This is a genomic window from Streptomyces sp. NPDC021212 (assembly GCF_044332925.1).
Taxonomy (GTDB): Bacteria; Actinomycetota; Actinomycetes; order Streptomycetales; family Streptomycetaceae; genus Streptomyces.
The window spans coordinates 427269-444139 of sequence record NZ_JBIRPZ010000005.1 but is presented as its reverse complement, the minus strand read 5'-3'; the positions used below and the strand labels follow the sequence as shown (position 1 = coordinate 444139).

Here is a 16871-nt window from a genome sequence, read left to right as displayed (position 1 = left end):
TCGATAGCGTGTTCGCGACGGTATCCCACACGACTGGAAAAGGGGAGCTGTGGCTCATCTGTTGGTGGTCGAGAGCTGGGTCGGGTCGATGAGCCGACTGCTGCCACGGGCGATACGCGAGGGTGGGCACGAGTTCACCTTCCTCACCCGCGACCTGCACCACTACCTGCGTTCCGCCCCCGAGGGGACGGCACACCCGCTGCTCGGGGCGCGCAACGTGCTCACCGCGGACACCAATGACACCGAGGCGCTGCTGCCGGAGGTCGAGCGGCTGCACGCGGTGTTCGGCTTCGACGGGGCGATCACCTCCTGCGACTACTACCTGCCGACGGTCGCGCGGATCGCCGGGCACCTCGGCCTGCCGGGGTCGAGGCCGGAGGCGGTCGAGAACGCCTGCCGTAAGGACGCCACCCGTCGCGTCCTGTCCGACGCCGGGGTGCCCGGGCCCCGCTTCGCCGTGCATGAGGAGTGGGCGGACATCGCGCGCGCCGCGCGGGAGATCGGCTACCCGCTGGTCGTCAAGCCCGTCGACCTGTGCGCGGGCATGTACGTACGGCGTGTGGACGACGAGGACCAACTCGCCGCCGCCTTCGCGGGGTTGGCCGACTTCCCGGTCAACGCGCGCGGGCAGCGACGCGCGCCCACGGTCCTGCTCGAAGAACTGCTGGACGGCCCCGAGGTGAGCGTCGAGACGGTGTCGCACGGGGGTGCGGTCCATGTGGTGGGCGTGACCGACAAGAGCGTCGGCGGGGCACCCGCGTTCATCGAGACCGGGCACATGTTCCCCGCCGCGCTGACGGCCGGCGACACGGAGGCCGCCGAGCAGACCGCGTTGAGCGCGCTCAAGGCGCTCGGGCTGGTCGACGGCGTGGTTGCACACACCGAGGTCAAGCTGACCTCCGCCGGGCCGCGCGTGGTCGAGGTCAACTCGCGCCCCGCCGGCAACCGCATCACCGAACTCGTCCGCCACGTCACGGCCATCGACCTCGCCGCGGCCTGCGTGGACGCAAGCCTCGGCCGCGCCCCCGATCTGCGGCGCACGGACACCGGGCTGCGCAGTGCCGCCATCGGCTTCCTCGTGCCGGAGCGCACGGGCACGCTCGCCTCGCTGGACGGCGACCCGCTACGGGACGCTCCCGGCGTGCTGGAGGTCCAGCTCGCGGAGCCGGGCAGGCAGGTGAAGGCGGCGGGCAGCAACAACGAGTACCTCGGGCATGTGATGGCCGGGGACCCGGACGGGGCCGGAGCCCGGGAGCGGGTCGAGGCGCTGCTCGCCGAGGTGCGGTCCGGACTGGTGATCCGATGACCGCCGACACCTCCGACATATCCGTCGGCAAGACCGCCTGGGCCCCTTCCGTGGTCCGCGGGGCGACATACGACGATCTCGTGAGGCGGGTCCGCTCCGGCGAACTCGGACCCGACCCGCGTACCCGGCGGATCGCCGTGGCCTTCACCACGCGGCAGGCCGTACGGCACGACGGACGCGGCACCGGCTACCGCAACGAGGTGCTCAGCCTGCGGCTCGCCGGGGCCGTCGGCTCGTGCGCGGTCGAGCCCGGCGCCCTGCCCGACAGCGCGGTCGAGGAGTGCGTCGGCGCCGATGTGGCCGAGCTTCTGGACCATCCGCTGCTTCCGGTGCGGGTGGCCGCCCTCGACGCCTACCTGATGCACATCGCTCCGCACACCCCGGAGCACGGGGCCTGTCCGGTCGCGCTCCCCGCCGGGACGTCGCTGGAGAAGTCCCGGGCGCGGGCGCGGGCCGTCGTCGAGCTGCTCGACCAGCCGCCGGGGGCGACGGTGCTCGTGATCGGCGTCGTCAACTCCCTCTTGGAGGCGTTGCGCTCGCACGGAATCGGCTATGTGCCGTGCGACCTCAAGGGTGGGGTGACGGAGTGGGACGAGCCGGTCGTCACCGACGCGCTCGCCGAGGCCGCCCACTGCGACGCGCTGCTCGTCTCCGGGATGACACTCGGCAACGGAACCTTCGAGCCGCTGCGCGAACACGCGCTGCGGGACGGCAAGCGGCTGGTGCTGTTCGCGCAGACCGGCAGCGCCGTACTGCCCCGGCTCCTGGGTCACGGGGTGAGCGCGGTGTGCGCCGAACCGTACCCGTTCTTCTGGCTGGACGGCGGTCCCGGCACCGTCCACCACTACCGGGCCGACCGCCCCGGAGGTGCCCGGTGACCGCGACAGTCGTCCGTCCCGCAGCCCGCCGGGAACTGCTCGCCCTGCTCGGCCGTACGCCCCTGGTCCGCATCGCCTCCGACCTGCCGGGGCCACACCCCGGCTTCTGGGCCAAGCTCGAAGGGCTCGCGGCGGGCGGTATGAAGGCGCGGGCCGCCGTGTCGATGCTCCTGGGCGCCCGCGAACGGGGCGAACTGCGCCCCGGCGCACCGGTGGTGGAGTCCACCTCCGGCACCCTCGGCATCGGGCTCGCCTTCGCCGGACAGGCCCTCGGCCACCCCGTGGTACTGGTCGGCGACAGCGAACTGGAGCCGTCCATGCGGAAGTTGCTGCGCGCCCACGGAGTGCGGCTGGAGCTGGTGGACCGTCCGGCGGAACGGGGCGGCTGGCAGGCCGCCCGCCTCGCCCGGCTGCGGGAGCTGCTCGCCGAACTGCCCGGCGCGTACTGGCCCGACCAGTACAACAACCCCGACAACACCGCCGGTTACGCGTCACTGGCCGCCGAACTCGCCGCCCAGCTCGACCACCTGGACGTCCTGGTGTGCAGCGTCGGCACCGGTGGCCACAGCGCGGGGATCATCGGCCCGCTGCGGCGGCACTGGCCTGCGCTCCGGCTGGTCGGCGTCGACGCCACCGGCTCCACGATCTTCGGTCAGCCCGCGCGGCCCCGTCTGATGCGCGGGCTGGGCAGCAGCATCCACCCGCGCAACGTCGCCCACGACACCTTCGACGAGGTCCACTGGGTCGGCCCGGCGGAAGCCGTGGACAGCTGTCGCCGGCTCGCCCGGGGGAGTTTCGTCAGCGGCGGCTGGAGCACCGGCGCGGTCGCGCGGGTCTCCGCCTGGGCCGCCCGCGTCCACCCCGGGGCGGTCGTCGCCACCATCTTCCCCGACGGCCCGCACCGCTACCTCGACACCGTCTACGACGACGACTTCGCCGCCGCCCACGGCCTCGACCCGGCCACGGCGGCCACCCGGCCCGTCGAGATCCCGCACCCCGGCGCGGCCGAGGCCACCGGCTGGATGCGATGTACGAGGGTCACCGACCCGTTGACTGCCGACCTGCTGTGGCCCGCCCCACCGGGGGCCGTCCCCTACCACCCGGAAGAAAACCTGTGAAAGCCAGTCAGCGCACCATCCGTCTGGAACTCACCGAGCCGCTGCGCATCTCCCGCTCGACGATGGCCGCCCGCGACGCGGTATGGCTGAGCGTCGAACACGACGGGGTCAGCGGCCACGGCGAGGCCGTCACCAGCGTCTACTACGGCCTCGATACCGAGACCCTGCGACGACTCCTCGCGGCCGTCGGGACGGACCTGGGCCGCTTTCGCCACCCCGAGAGCGCCCTGGAAGCCCTGCGGACTGGCGAGCTGCCCGGGGCGAGCACTCCCCCGGCCGTGACCGCCGCCCTCGACGCGGCGCTCCTCGACCTGGTCGGCAAGCGCGAGGGCACCCCCGTGCACCGCCTCCTCGGCGCCCCCGAACCCCCCGTCGCCGCCACCGCACGCACCATCGGCATCACCTCGCCGGGCCGTGCCGCGGCCGAGGCCCGCCGCCTCGCCGCGCGCGGCTTCGAGGTCCTCAAGGTCAAGGCGGGAACTCCCGACCCCGAGGACGACGTGGAGCGCGTCCGTGTCATCCGCGACGTGGCACCCGGCGTCCGACTGCTCCTCGACCCCAACGGCGCCTGGACCGTGGCGCAGGCCATGGCGCTGCTGCCGCGGTTCGCCGAACTCGGTGTGGAGGCCGTCGAACAGCCCCTCGCGCCAGGCCACCCGGACGCGCTGGGAACTCTCGCCGAGCGCTCACCCGTGCCGATCATCGCCGACGAGGACGCCGTGGGACTGGAGGACGTACGCCGTCTTGCCGGACGCGTCCAAGGCGTCAACGTCAAGCTCGCCAAGTGCGGCGGTGTGCACGCCGCCCTGCGCATCGCCGAGGCGATCGAGGACAGCGGCACCGCGCTGATGCTCGGCTGTCTGACCGCCAGCAGCCTCGGCCTGGCGCCCGCTGTCCACCTCGCCGACCGCGCCCGCTGGGCCGACCTCGACGGACACCTGCTGCTGGCCCACGACCCGTGGTCGGGCATCGGCGGCACCGACGGCTTCGTCCGCGCGAACGCCCTTCCCGGGCTCGGAGTCCAGTTGCGGGAGGTGCGCCATGAAGACGTGGCATGAGATGCGCCGCTTCCCCGTCGCGATCCAGCTGCTGCTGGTCAACCAGCTCGGCGTCAACACCGGCTTCTACCTGCTCATCCCCTACCTCGCCACCCACCTCGACGAGAACCTGGGCATGTCGGCCGCCGTCGTCGGCATCGTCCTCGGCGTGCGCAACCTGAGCCAGCAGGGCCTGTTCATCATCGGCGGCTCCGCCGCCGACCGGCTCGGCGCCCGCGGCGTCATCATCACCGGGTGCGCCCTGCGCACGGTCGGGTTCGCGCTGTTCGCGCTCGGCGACAGCCTCGCCGTCCTGATCGCCGCGTCCGTGCTCAGCGGGTTCGCCGGGGCGCTGTTCAACCCCGCCGTGCGTGCCTACATCGCGCAGGAGGCGGGAGAGCGCAAGGCCGAGGCGTTCGCCCTGTTCAACGTCTTCGCCACGACGGGCGCGTTGATCGGCCCGCTGCTCGGCAGCGCACTGCTCCTGGTGGACTTCCGTACCTCGGCGCTCACCGCCGCCGCGATCTTCGCGGTCCTCACCGTGGCGCAGGCCCTGGTGTTGCCCCCGCGCGAGGTGGAGCCGAGCGAGGGCACGGTGCTCGCGGACTGGCGCGAGGCGCTCGGCCACCGCGCCTTCCTGGCCTTCGCGCTCGCCATGGTCGGCATGTTCACCCTCGAGAACCAGCTCTATCTGTTGCTGCCCGACGGAGCACGCCGGGCCACCGGCTGGGACGGCGCCGCCGGGCTCGTCTTCCTCGTCGGCACTCTCGCCAACCTCACGCTCCAGCTGCGCATCACCCGCGCCCTGAAGGTGAGCGGCAACCGGGCGCGCTGGATCACCGTAGGGCTCGGCCTGATGGCGCTGGCGTTCCTGCCGCCCGCGCTGGTGGCGGGCGGCTCCGCCGGACCGGACGGCATCGCCGACGCGGTACTGCGCGCCCTGCCCGTGCTGGTCGGGGCCCTGCTGCTCTACCTCGGGGTGATGGTCGCGCAGCCGTTCGTGATGGAACTCGTCCCCGGCTTCGGACGGCCCGAGCTGACGGGCACGTACTTCGGCATCTTCTACGTGGTCTCGGGCATCGCCGCCGCCCTCGGCAACACCGTCGTCGGCTGGGCCATGGACGCCGGCGAGCGGGGCGACGCCGACTGGCTGCCCTGGGCGTGCTGTGCGCTGTTCGGGCTCGCCTCCGCACTCGGCGTGGCCTGGCTGCACCGGCTGGGCTCACTGCCGACGACACCGAGGTCCGCCGCACCGGCCGTGGTATCCGGCCACCCCGGACACGGTGCGACGAAGGAGACGAGGGAGAAGAGGGAGACGACATGACGACCACCACGGCGGGCTCGGGCGCGCACAATCTGCTCACCGACAACCCCGAGCTGTACGAGGCCAGGTTCCCCGATCCTGATCGGCTGGCCGGCCGCTGGACGGAGGACTGCCTGCGCCGGCACGGCGCCGGGCCGCGCGTCCTGGACCTGGGCTGCGGCACCGGCCGCGACGCCGCCCACCTCCACGGCGCGGGACGCGACGTGACCGGGGCCGATATCTCCGAGACGATGCTCGCGCACGCCCGCAAGGACCACCCGGGGCCCGCGTACGTCCGCGCCGACCTGCACGGGTTCGACCTGGGGCAGGGCGTGTCCGACGCCGTGGTGTGTCTGGACAGCGCACTGCTGTACTGCCACACCAACGCCCAGCTCGACGGCTTCCTGTCGTCCTGCCGACGCGCCCTCGTCCCGGGCGGGCTGCTCGTCGCGGAGATGCGCAACGGGGCCTACTTCCTCGGCCGTACGGACCTGCTCGACGCACCTACGGCCGGTGAGTTCACCTGGCAGGGCACCGCTTACCGGTCCACCACCACGCTCACGGTGGACCGCACGGCCCAGCTCCTGCGCCGCACTCGCGTATGGACCGCGGACGACGGATCCGCGCCCGTGGAACAGCACTCCGCGTGGCGGCTGCTGTTCCCGCAGGAGCTGCGTCATCTCCTGGCCGCGCACGGTTTCGAGGTCCTGGAGCTGCACGACGGACCGGGTCCGCGCACCGAGCCGCCCTGGCGCGAGGGCCACTTCCCCGGCCGTACGACCGACGCCGACCGGCTGCATGTGGTCGCCCGCGTCACCGAGCCCGCCCCCTCGGCTTCCTGAGGGCCGCCCCCGCATCGTGTCGCCACTTCTCACACCCCGAGGAATCCCCATGCATGACGAACCCGCCCGCCACCTTCCCCCCGTGGGCGATCACTTGGACGAGCACCACTTCCCCGGCCTGCGCCGCCGTGGCTTCCTCGCCGCCGCCGGTGCCGCGTCACTCGGCGCGTTCGCGCTCACCGGATGCGGCGGCACCGACGACACCCCGGGAGGGGACGGCAGCGCCGGTCGCCCCCGGCGCGGCGGACGGCTGCGCGCCGCGTTCGCCGGCGGCGGCGCGAGCGAGACCCTCGACCCGCACCTGGCCAATCTCTTCGCCGACGCCGCCCGCGCGAAGGCTCTCTACGACAAGCTCGCCGACTACGACGCCGACCTGTCCGCCCGGCCCCGCCTCGCCGAGAAGTGGGAGGCGAACAGGACCCTGGACCGCTGGCAGGTCACCCTTCGCAAGGCCACGTTCCACGACGGCAGGCCGGTCACCGCCAAGGACGTGCTGCACAGCTACCGCCGCATTGCCGATCCCAAGAAGGCGTTCCGCGCCAAGGCGTCCCTGGAACCCATCGACCTCGACGCGAGCCGCGCGACCGGCGAGCGGGGCATCGAGTTCGTCCTCAAGCGGCCCACCGCCGAATTCCCCAACGTTCTGGCCGCGTTCGGCGCGTACATCGTGCCGGAGGGCGCCACCGACTTCGACAAGAAGCCGATCGGTTCCGGCCCGTTCCGTTTCGTGTCCTTCTCTCCCGGCCGGTCGGCCGTCTTCCGCCGCAACGAGGACTACTGGGACGGCGCCCCGCACCTCGACGAGCTGGAGTTCGTCATCGCCAACGAGGAGTCCGCCCGGGTCAACGCCCTGCTCGGCGGGCAGGTCGAGTACGCCCACGAACTCAATCCCACCACCGCCCGCGCCCACGAGGGCAAGGGGCAGATCACCGTCATCCGGCTCCGGGGCAGCGACATGCAGAGCTTCGCGATGAAGACCGACCGGGCCCCCTTCGACGACAAGCGGGTGCGCCAGGCGTTCTTCCTGATCGCCGACCGCAAGGAACTGATCGACGGCGCCCTGTCGGGCGCGGGGGTGATCGGCAACGATCTGTTCGGCAAGGGCTACGAGTACTACGCCGACGGCCTCCCGCAGCGCGAACAGGACCTCGGCCGGGCCCGCGCCCTGCTGAAGGCGGCCGGTGCCGAGAAGCTGAAGGTCACCCTCGACACCTCGGCGGTGGCCACCGGGTTCACCGAGGCCGCGAGCATCTTCCGCGACCAAGCCGCGAAGGCGGGCGTCACGATCAAGGTGAAGACGGGCAGCAAGGACTCGTACTGGAGCGACATCCTGGACAGCGGCACGCTGTGCTCCTACCGCTCCGGTGCCATGCCCATCGAGGCCCACATCTCCCAGCGGCTGCTCATCGACTCCAGCACGAACGCCACCAAGTGGCACCACAAGGACTTCGACGCGCTCTACCAGCGGGCCCAGTCCACCAAGGACAAGGCCGACCGCGCCGCCGTCTACGAGCGCATGCAGCGCCGCCTGTACTCCGAGGGCGGCTTCCTGGTGTGGGGCTTCGCCGACTCGATCCTGGGAACCGCGCGCAACGTCAAGGGGGTTGAGTCCAAGGCCCCCGCCAACACCCTCGACTGGGCGCGCTTCGACAAGGTGTGGCTCGCATGAGCCCACTGCGATCCTTCGTCGCCCGGCGGCTGCTGCTCGGCGTCGCGCAGACCGTGGCCGTGGTGCTGCTGGTCTTCGCGCTCACCGAGGCGCTGCCGGGCGACGCCGCGGTCGCCCTGGCCGGCGACCAGCCCGACCCCGCGCGCATCGCCGCCATCCGTGAGTCCCTGCACCTGGACCGGCCCGCCTACGAGCGGCTGGCCAACTGGGCCGTGGGCCTGCTCCACGGCGACCTGGGAACCTCGCTCACCTCAGGCCGCCCGGTCAGTACGTACCTCGCCGACGGCTTCGGGCCAACCCTGCTGCTGGCCGCGCTCGCCGTGGCGCTGCTCGTTCCGGCCGGTTTCGGCCTCGGGGTGCTGGCCGCCCGGTACGAAGGCCGCCTGGTCGACCGGCTGGTCAGCTCCGTGACGCTCGCCGTGTACGCGGTGCCCGAATTCGCCCTCGGAAGTCTGCTGGTGACCGTCCTCGCGCTCCGGCTGGAATGGCTGCCGCCAACCGCCGTCGGCTACGGCACCGACCTCCTCGGCCACCCGGCCGCGCTCGTGCTGCCCGTGCTCGTCCTGCTGTCCCGGCCGGTGTGCTCGCTGTCCCGACTGGTACGCGCGGGCATGGTCGACGCGCTCGCCTCCCCGTACGTGGCGCAGGCCCGTCGCTACGGCGTCTCCGGGGCCAGGGTCCGCTACGCCCACGCCCTGCCGGCCGCCCTCGCTCCCGCCACCCAGCAGTTGGCCCGCACCATCGACTGGCTGCTGTGCGGGGTCGTCGTCGTGGAGGCCCTGTATGTGATCCCGGGCCTCGGGACCGTACTGCTGAACGCCGTCGCCGAGCGGGACGTGCCCGTGGTCCAGGGCCTCGCCGTCGTCTTCGGCGTCCTGACCGTCGTCCTCAACCTGGGCGCCGACCTGGTGACCCATCGGCTGGCACCCCGGGCGGGGGTGGCCGCGTGAGCCTCCCTCCCGTCGCGGAGCGCGCACCGAGCGAAGGAGGGCCGCCCGATGCCGATGCCCAGCCATGAGGCGAAAGGGCGTACGGGCCGCTTCGTGCTCGGCGTCGCCGTCGTCTCCCTACCCCTCGTACTCGCCCTCCTCGGCCCGCTGTTCGCGGGCGCCCCTGGTCCGCGGGCCGCGTCCCTCACCCTCGGAGACGGCCACTGGCTCGGCACCGACTTCGTGGGGCGGGACGTGTGGCGGCAGGTGCTGCACGGCGGGCGTCCGGTCGTGGTGACCGCGCTCGGCGCGACCGCGCTTTCCTATCTGGTCGCTCTCCCGGTGGGCCTGGTCTGCGCGCTCACCCACCGCCGCTGGCTGGATGAGCTGCTGATCCGGCCCTTGGACGTGCTGCTCGCCGTGCCGTCGCTGCTGCTGATCCTGCTCGTCGCCTCGGTGTTCTCCCCCGGCGCCGTCGGCCTCGCCCTGCTGGTCGCGCTGGTCAACGTGCCCGACGCGGTCCGTATCGTGCGGGCCACCGCGGCCGAGACTGCCGCCCGCCCGGCGGTCGAGGCCCTGCGCATGCAGGGCGAGACGTGGTGGCGCATGGCCGTCGGTTACGTCGGACGCTCCATGCTGCGCACCCTGGCCGCCGACGCCGGCACCCGGCTGACCGGCGTGCTGTACCTGGTCGCCACAGCGGCGTTCCTCGGCGTCGGGGTCGCGCCGGACGCCGCCGACTGGGCGGTCATGGTCGACCGCAACCGCACCGGTCTGTTCGTCCAGCCGTGGGCCGTGGTCGTCCCCGCCGTACTGATCGTCGCCCTGACGATGGGCACCAACCTCCTCTTCGACGCCGCACTCGCGGGCAGCCGACGGCGCACCCGAGGCCAGGGCGAGAAGACCAGGACCAACCGGAACCGGGCAGGAGAGCCACGTCCGTGAACCACGACAACGACACCACAGACCCCACCGCGCCCCTCGGCCTCGGCACCCGGCCCGCCACCGAGATCCGCGGCCTTCGCGTGGAGATCGGCGGCAGGGCGATCGTCGACGGCGTGCATCTCAAGGCCCTGCCCGGCAAGGTCACCGCCCTGGTGGGCGCTTCCGGCAGCGGCAAGACCACCACCGGCCTCGCCCTGCTCGGCGAGTACCCGCCCGGCGCGCGGGTCGGCGGCGACGTCCGCCTGGCCGCCGAGGGTCCGGTCGGCTACGTCCCCCAGCACCCGGCGGCCGTCCTCAACCCCGCCCGCCGAGTCTCCGCCCTCCTGACCGACATCGCCCGCTCCCAGGTACGCCACCTTCCCCGCGCCCGGCGCCGGGCGGCGGCCCGCGAACGTGTCCTGCGGGCCCTGGAGGAAGCCCAGATCCCCGGCGGCGAGGCCCTGCTGCGGCGCTACCCGCATCAGCTGTCCGGCGGCCAGCAGCAGCGCGTCGTCCTCGCCCAGGCGCTTCTGCTCGGAGCCCGCGTCATCGTCGCCGACGAGCCCACCACCGGACAAGACGCCCTGACCAAGCGCCGTATCGTCGACCAGCTGGCGGCCGTCGCCGCACGGGGCATCGCCGTCGTGCTGCTCAGCCACGACCTGGACGTGGCCCGCGCCCTCGCCGACGATGTCCTGGTCATGCGCGCCGGGAAGATCGTGGAATCGGGCCCCGCCGAACGCCTGTGGAGCGCGCCCCGCCACCCGTGGACTCGCGAACTACTCACCGCCAAAGCGGAGTTCACGCCCCCCACCCCCTCAGCCGGAATCGGTGAGCCCGTCCTGCGGATACATGGCCTCACCGCCCGCCACCGCGACGGCGGCGCCCATGGCCGCCCGACCACGGTGCTGCGCGTCCCCGAACTCAACCTGCACCCCGGCGCGTGCCTGGCCGTCGTCGGCCGCTCGGGCAGCGGCAAGACCACGCTCGCCCGCTGCCTTGCCGGACTCCACCGGGACTACGAAGGGAAGATCATCCTCGACGACACCGCTCTGCCCCGCACGCTGCGCACCCGCGACCGCGCGCAACTGGCGGCCGTGCAATACGTCTTCCAGGACTCACGCGCCGCCTTCGACGAACACCGGCCCGTCCTGCACCAGGTCGCCCGCACCGCGATACGCCTGCGCGACACCGACAAGGACACGGCACGGCAGGAGGCCCTGGCCACCCTGACCCGCCTCGGCCTGCCGGAGGAACTGGCCGACAGGCACCCCGGTCAGCTCTCCGGCGGCGAACTCCAGCGCGCCGCTCTCGCCCGCGCCCTGCTCGCCCGGCCCCGCGTCCTCATCTGCGACGAGATCACCTCCGGCCTCGACACGGTCAACCGCCGCGGCCTGCTGGAGCTTCTCGCCCAGTTGCTCCAGGACCGTAATGACCTTTCGCTGGTCCTCATCACCCACGATCTGGACATCGCGGCCCTCGCCCACCACATCGCTGTCCTCGACGCCGGAGAACTCGTCGAGCAGGGGACGGCCTCCCGCGTACTGACCGCACCGGAGCACCCCTTCACCGTCTCACTCATGGAGACCACGGCACGCCTGGAGGCGGGAACGGGACAGTGAGCGGTTCCCGAGAGGTCCAGGCTGCGCCAACGGCCGGTCCAGCGGCGGCGACCTCCGGTCGGGGACACCGAGGCGGGGGACTGCGCTTGCCGAGAATGTCATCCGCCCTGGTCGGAGGGCTGTATCGGGACTGGCGGTCGTCGGCCTCGTCGCTTGAGTAGGCGCTCTCGCGTAGTCGGTGGTTCACGCGTCATGATGATCGATCGTGCTGCTGCGACTGGCTTACTTGGGTGTGTCGAACGCGTTCGCGATGCTTCGTCTGCTGCCGATGACCGACCGGGACAAGGACGCGGAGATCCTCACCCTGCGCCACCAGATCACCGTGCTGGAACGCCAACTCGGCAAGGACAAGGTTCGGTTCACGCCAGCGCCCCTCAAGCCAACCCACGGGTCAGACGCCACCCAGGCTGCCCGGCCTCCCGTGCCACCCAGACCGAATCCATGAACGACAAGAGCACCGCACTCGTGCGCCACGCAGGGAAGCAGTGCTCGTCGACCGCCACGCCAAGCGCACGCACAGCGGGGACATCATTTTCGCTCGCTTGGCACACTTTTTCCTCCAGCCAGGCCTCCGCAAACAGTCTCCCTATGGCGCTCCAGAGCCGGATACAGCGCTCACGCCCTGGGAGTGCCCTATCTGCCGACGGACACCAAGGGGCTTTGCCGCGCCTTGACGCAGGCCGTCCACGGCGACCAGGACACCCCCGCGCTAGCTGCCTGCGGAAACCGGCCCGACAGATCACCAGTGACCCACCCCACCCCTGCCGCATGGGGAGCCCGATGCCGTGCTCCCACCCAGAAAGGGGGCCGGGAGCCGACAAGGGGTTCTTATGCCTCTCGATGCAGAGAGCACCCAGATCGATGGGGTGATCTCAGGGGCCTACGGGTGACAACTACACGCAGGGGCTCGGTACGGCGCCGCAGGTCCACCGGATCGGGTGACGGACGAATCGGACACCGTTGACATGTCTGCGAGTTGGGAGCACGAGGGCTCCCCATCGCTCCCTGCCCAGACACGACAAAGGCCGCCTCCGCTACCCGCGGAAACGGCCTCCGACCTGCGAAAACGCTGGTCGGGACGACAGGATTTGAACCTGCGACCCCTTGACCTCCAGCGGTGTGGCAACTCTCCGCAACGAGCCGTACCACTCTGTAGCAGAAGACCCGGGGTCGTACACCGCCGTACGGAGCAAGAGGACACCGCTCCCTGCGCCCCTCCCGAGCAGGCCCATCATGCTGCCACACTCCTATATTCTGGCCCCTGTCGATTCCGGTGCCCGAAAGCGCTAGGGAGGATGAGCCGTGAGGCCGGCTACCACCGCAAAGCTCCGCGCCAATGCCACGACCATTCGCCAGCTCGGACGTCGGCATGGCCTGCACTCCTTCGCCTTGAGCACCGAGCCCGGGGAACTTGTCGCCACCCTGGACGCCGACCGCTCCTACTTCGACATCACCAGCTTCGAATCAGACCTGTCCAGCATCCTCGGCGCCCTCGTGGAAGTCGTCCCACGCGGCCCCGGAGTGGAAGTCGAAGAAACCGAACCTCTGAACGACCTGCGCGGGGCGGCGTGACCAACACACGTACGGACCGGGAGAACCGGGAGCTGCTACGCCTGACCGACGCAACGGCAGCACTCGACCAAGCGCGCTCAAATCCTCCGCGACGGAACACCCAAGCCAGGGAATGAGCGCCTCCTCGCCCTGGCCTACTGCATGCTCACCTTCGGCGAAATGCTCAAACAGGCATCTCACGGCACTGTGACACAGGCATACAGCGGTCCCATCGCACTGCGCGACAAACTCGCTCACGTCCCTGTGGGGCTCGAAAAGTCGTCGCTGCAGGTGACGTCAGGTATTCGGCCTCGGCTGAGAGCATGTCCGCGTGACCGTCTCACTGGTGTACAAGGTCGTGCGCAAGCTACTGTCCATCCCCCGGATACTGCTGCGCAGCCAGGCCACGAAGGACGCGGAGTTGCTCGTGTTGCGGCACGAGAACGCGGTGTTGAGGCGTCAGATCCACGGCCGAGTCCGGTATGAGCCCTTTGATCGATTCTGGTTGGCTGCGCTGTCCGGGCTGATACCCCGCTGCCGGTGGCGTGGGGTCTTCCCGATCACGCCCGGCACCCTGCTGGCGTGGCATCGCAGGTTCATCGCGGCGAAATGGGACTACAGCGCGCGACGCGCCCCGGCCGGGAGACCACCGACCAGGGCGGCGCTCAGGAAGCTCATACTGCGACTGGCCCGGGAAAATACGAGGTGGGGCCACAGGCGGATCCAGGGCGAGCTGGCTCGCCTGGGGCACCCGATCGCCGCATCCACCGTATGGAACATCCTGACAGCCGCGGGCATCGATCCAGCCCCACGCCGTACCGGCCCAACCTGGCGCGAGTTCCTCACGAACCAGGCCGAGGGCATCATCGCGGCAGACTTCTTCCATCTCGACACCGTGTTCGGACGCAGACTGTACGCGCTCGCCTTCCTCGAACACGGCACCCGGCGCCTCCATATCTCCAACGTCACGGCACATCCCTCCCGGGAATGGGCCGTGCAGCAGGCCCGGAACGTAGCCGCCGACCTGAACACGCGTATGGAGTCCCTGCGATTCCTGCTCCGTGACCGCGATGGCAAGTACGGACAGTCCTTCGACGCCGTCTTCGAAGCCGATGGCATGGAGGTGATCAAGAGCGCGCCACGAACGCCGCGGATGAACGCCCACTGTGAACGGGTGATCGGCAGCATCCGGCGCGAGGCTCTCGATCACATCCTGATCACGAACGAGGCACACGCCCGACAGGTCCTGGCCGCCTACCAGCGGCACTACAACACACATCGCCCTCATCGAAGCCGAGACCAGCTACCTCCTGACGCCGGGCAGCAGCCCATCACCGTGCACAACCTCAACGCACGCAGACTCCTGCGCACACGCGTCCTCGGCGGCCTCATCAACGAGTACCACTACGCCGCTTGACCAGTAGCGATGACTTTTCGAGCCCGACAGCATTCGGCGCGGACTGTGCGTATCCAACGTTCGGCGAACGCGTTGGACCGTGGGCTCTGAGGCGGTGTTGGGATGACGGCTGTGCCGTTGTCGGCGAAGACGGCGTTGAATGCGGCGGTGAACTTGCTGTCCCGGTCCCGTATGAGGAACCGGAAGCACCCAGCCCTGTCGCCGAGGTCCATGAGCAGGTTGCGGGCGAGTTGCGTGACCCATGCACCGGTCGGGTGGGCGGTGACGCCCAGGACATGGCCGCGCCGGGTGACAATCTCCATGACGAAGAACACGTGGAGACGCTTTAGGAAGACCGTCTCCACGTGCATGAAGTCGCAGGCCAGCAGCGTGTGGGCCTGGGAGCGAAGCAAGGAGCGCCAGGTCTGCTGGGCGGCTCGCTGCGGTGCGGGCGGTAGACCAGAACGGCGCAGGACGCGCCGAACCGTAGCGGCGGCAACCCGATGACCGAGCGGGCGCAGCTCTGCGGGTGCCGATACATCATCCACGCAGGTCGGGAGCCTGATCACGGATCTTCGGTTCTACTCGACATTCGCCCAAGTGCCTTCACCCGCAAAGGGCCGGGGCGGCATCATGATCTGTCGTGCTGCTGGTATCGAAAGCGGCCGTGATGTCCGATGCCGGCATGAAGGCCGTCACCACCGGCATTCGGATACCGCGGATGAACTCGCTCACAGAGGGCTGGATACCGACCTGCTGCACCCCTCCTCCACGCACTGCGCGAGTACGAATCCTTGCACCGCCCGCACAGGGCCTTGGAACAAGCCGCCCCCTGCCGCCCGCTACCCACACCCATCACCCAACAAGCCCAGCTCCCCCACCTGGAAGTCCGCCGACGAGACCGACTCGGCGGAACCCTCCACCAGGACCAGCACGCCGCCTGAGCTGCGCGGATGATTATCGGCACCCGCAGTGCCCCAGGTAAGAGTCTGTGTGGGCCGACGCCGCATGGAAGATCGAGCCGAACTCCGGCTTCGTGCCATTGCGACGACACCAGTCCTCACAAATCACCTCGAGGTCGCTGAGTGTGAAGCCCGCCGTCACCATTTCCTGGATCTGGTTCTCGCCCAGCGCGACCTGCAAAATGCCGAGGAGGTCGCCGTCGATCCGCTCACGTAGGTCGATAGGGAGTGACTTCAAAGGGGGCAAGGTGAAGAAGAAGCCTTTGAGTTCGTAGCGGACGGCGGGCGGCAGATCGCGTGCCCTCCGGGCAGCGACTGCGTCGAGAGACACCGTCCGAAGGGAGGTGTTCGACCGGTCAGTTGCAGCGGCTTGATGCCCTCCGGCTGCTCCGGTCGACCGTGGCAAGATGGGGTCGGTGGCAGGCACGGCGATCTCCGATTACGGGGAAGGGGTACGTGATGGAAGTCAGTTCCAGGCAAGGAGGACGACGCTTCCCACGGCCAGTGCCACACCGAGCTGCTGAACCGGTCGGATGCGTTCTTTGAGGACCATCCGCGCGAGGAGAACGGTGCTGATCGGGTAGAGCGACGCCAACAGCCCCATGATGGCCAGGCTTCCACCGCTCTTGACGGCGATCAGAAAGAGTGCGCTCGAGCCCATGTCGAGCACTCCGGACAGCAGAGCGAGCTTGGCGGGCGGAGCGGGCAGGCGGAGCGAGGTACGCCGGGCGAATCCAATAACCAGAAGCAGGCTCAGCGAGGCGCAGCGGGCCCATACAAGCGGCCACAGGCTCGCGTCCTTTGGCGTGTGAGCGAGGAAGACGAAGAAGGCACCAAACCCGGCGCCAGCGAGCAGAGCCAGGCCCACACTCTGCAGCATCTTCCGCCTGCCATCCGACTCTTGATCCGACCCACCGGTCAGCGAGACAAGCAGGACGGCAGCCAGCGCGCACACCACGCCGAGGACAGCCAGCGCGGAGAGCCGGTCGCCCGTGAGCACACCCGCCATAACTGGCAGGGCGGCCGCAGCAGCTGCCGTGGTCGGGGCGACCAGGCTCATCACTCCGTTGGCCAACGCGTGGTAGAGCAGAACGGCGCCGGCGCTCCCGCACAGACCGGCGAGGCCGCCCCACAAGGCCTCGTTCCAGCCAGTTCCAGAACTGGAGAGCAACCCGACGAGTATGAGAGCGGTGGCGAGGCCCGCAGCGTTGGACCATACAACCACGACGACGGCGCGGGCAGTTTTAGTAGCGAGACCACCCACGAAGTCAGCGGACCCGAGCACCATTGCCGAGGCGAGTGCCAGGAAGAGGTTCACCAAAGACTCCTTGTTG

At 70.5% G+C, this 16871-nt stretch carries 17 protein-coding genes; 13 read left to right on the top strand and 4 right to left on the bottom strand.

Translation table 11 applies throughout. The features are described from left to right. Window positions 1–49 precede the first annotated feature (49 nt). The 13 genes from ACH4SI_RS16740 (at window position 50) to ACH4SI_RS16680 (ending at window position 14596) form a co-directional block, all read left to right on the top strand. Window positions 50–1306 (top strand): ATP-grasp domain-containing protein, encoded by a 1257-nt coding sequence (locus tag ACH4SI_RS16740; RefSeq protein WP_398296455.1) that lies wholly within the window; start codon window positions 50–52, stop codon window positions 1304–1306. Continuing rightward, on the top strand, window positions 1303–2184 hold the full coding sequence (locus ACH4SI_RS16735) for a Rossmann-like domain-containing protein (protein ID WP_398296454.1): 882 nt from the start codon (window positions 1303–1305) through the stop codon (window positions 2182–2184). Before ACH4SI_RS16740 ends, ACH4SI_RS16735 begins: the two co-directional genes overlap by 4 nt. Then, on the top strand, window positions 2181–3302 hold the full coding sequence (locus ACH4SI_RS16730) for a PLP-dependent cysteine synthase family protein (protein WP_398296453.1): 1122 nt from the start codon (window positions 2181–2183) through the stop codon (window positions 3300–3302). The genes ACH4SI_RS16735 and ACH4SI_RS16730 overlap by 4 nt, the downstream gene beginning before the upstream one ends. Further along, a complete protein-coding gene (locus ACH4SI_RS16725) occupies window positions 3299–4360 on the top strand; it encodes a dipeptide epimerase (protein WP_398296452.1) in 1062 nt (353 codons plus the stop codon). Before ACH4SI_RS16730 ends, ACH4SI_RS16725 begins: the two co-directional genes overlap by 4 nt. Continuing rightward, window positions 4344–5663 (top strand): MFS transporter, encoded by a 1320-nt coding sequence (locus ACH4SI_RS16720; protein ID WP_398296451.1) that lies wholly within the window; start codon window positions 4344–4346, stop codon window positions 5661–5663. The genes ACH4SI_RS16725 and ACH4SI_RS16720 overlap by 17 nt, the downstream gene beginning before the upstream one ends. Beyond that, entirely contained in the window at window positions 5660–6484 is an 825-nt protein-coding gene (locus ACH4SI_RS16715; RefSeq protein WP_398296450.1) for a class I SAM-dependent DNA methyltransferase, read from the top strand. Before ACH4SI_RS16720 ends, ACH4SI_RS16715 begins: the two co-directional genes overlap by 4 nt. A gap of 49 nt (window positions 6485–6533) precedes the next feature. Beyond that, entirely contained in the window at window positions 6534–8153 is a 1620-nt protein-coding gene (locus ACH4SI_RS16710; RefSeq protein WP_398296449.1) for an ABC transporter substrate-binding protein, read from the top strand. After that, complete coding sequence (locus ACH4SI_RS16705) at window positions 8150–9103, top strand: ABC transporter permease (RefSeq protein ID WP_398296448.1); 954 nt, start codon at window positions 8150–8152, stop codon at window positions 9101–9103. The genes ACH4SI_RS16710 and ACH4SI_RS16705 overlap by 4 nt, the downstream gene beginning before the upstream one ends. Before the next feature lie 48 nt (window positions 9104–9151). Beyond that, window positions 9152–10027 (top strand): ABC transporter permease, encoded by an 876-nt coding sequence (locus ACH4SI_RS16700; protein ID WP_398296447.1) that lies wholly within the window; start codon window positions 9152–9154, stop codon window positions 10025–10027. Further along, window positions 10024–11628 carry an ABC transporter ATP-binding protein gene (locus tag ACH4SI_RS16695; RefSeq protein WP_398296446.1) on the top strand — a complete coding sequence of 535 codons (1605 nt, stop codon included), beginning with the start codon at window positions 10024–10026 and terminating at the stop codon, window positions 11626–11628. Before ACH4SI_RS16700 ends, ACH4SI_RS16695 begins: the two co-directional genes overlap by 4 nt. Window positions 11629–11833: 205 nt before the next feature. Next, window positions 11834–12073 carry a hypothetical protein gene (locus ACH4SI_RS16690; protein WP_398296445.1) on the top strand — a complete coding sequence of 80 codons (240 nt, stop codon included), beginning with the start codon at window positions 11834–11836 and terminating at the stop codon, window positions 12071–12073. A gap of 944 nt (window positions 12074–13017) precedes the next feature. Continuing rightward, on the top strand, window positions 13018–13200 hold the full coding sequence (locus tag ACH4SI_RS16685; protein ID WP_398296444.1) for a hypothetical protein: 183 nt from the start codon (window positions 13018–13020) through the stop codon (window positions 13198–13200). Window positions 13201–13510: 310 nt separating this feature from the next. Continuing rightward, window positions 13511–14596, top strand: a complete 1086-nt coding sequence (locus tag ACH4SI_RS16680) for an integrase core domain-containing protein (protein ID WP_398296443.1) — start codon at window positions 13511–13513, stop codon at window positions 14594–14596. Here the strand turns inward: ACH4SI_RS16680 and ACH4SI_RS16675 are convergent. The 4 genes from ACH4SI_RS16675 to ACH4SI_RS16660 form a co-directional block, all read right to left on the bottom strand. After that, window positions 14584–15123 carry a hypothetical protein gene (locus ACH4SI_RS16675; protein ID WP_398296442.1) on the bottom strand — a complete coding sequence of 180 codons (540 nt, stop codon included), beginning with the start codon at window positions 15121–15123 and terminating at the stop codon, window positions 14584–14586. The two genes, ACH4SI_RS16680 and ACH4SI_RS16675, sit on opposite strands and share 13 nt — an antisense overlap. 58 nt (window positions 15124–15181) lie before the next feature. Next, window positions 15182–15310, bottom strand: a complete 129-nt coding sequence (locus ACH4SI_RS16670; protein ID WP_398296441.1) for a hypothetical protein — start codon at window positions 15308–15310, stop codon at window positions 15182–15184. Window positions 15311–15532: 222 nt separating this feature from the next. Further along, complete coding sequence (locus ACH4SI_RS16665; protein ID WP_398296440.1) at window positions 15533–15868, bottom strand: hypothetical protein; 336 nt, start codon at window positions 15866–15868, stop codon at window positions 15533–15535. 135 nt (window positions 15869–16003) lie between these two features. Beyond that, complete coding sequence (locus ACH4SI_RS16660; RefSeq protein ID WP_398296439.1) at window positions 16004–16855, bottom strand: EamA family transporter; 852 nt, start codon at window positions 16853–16855, stop codon at window positions 16004–16006. Window positions 16856–16871: the final 16 nt, after the last annotated feature.

Excerpts from the sequence above, each read along its gene's own strand:
- ACH4SI_RS16710 (WP_398296449.1), top strand. The coding sequence starts at position 6,534 with ATGCATGACGAACCCGCCCGCCACCTTCCCCCCGTGGGCGATCACTTG.
- ACH4SI_RS16705 (WP_398296448.1), top strand. The coding sequence starts at position 8,150 with ATGAGCCCACTGCGATCCTTCGTCGCCCGGCGGCTGCTGCTCGGCGTC.
- ACH4SI_RS16735 (WP_398296454.1), top strand. The coding sequence starts at position 1,303 with ATGACCGCCGACACCTCCGACATATCCGTCGGCAAGACCGCCTGGGCC.
- ACH4SI_RS16720 (WP_398296451.1), top strand. The coding sequence starts at position 4,344 with ATGAAGACGTGGCATGAGATGCGCCGCTTCCCCGTCGCGATCCAGCTG.
- ACH4SI_RS16700 (WP_398296447.1), top strand. The coding sequence starts at position 9,152 with ATGCCGATGCCCAGCCATGAGGCGAAAGGGCGTACGGGCCGCTTCGTG.
- ACH4SI_RS16715 (WP_398296450.1), top strand. The coding sequence starts at position 5,660 with ATGACGACCACCACGGCGGGCTCGGGCGCGCACAATCTGCTCACCGAC.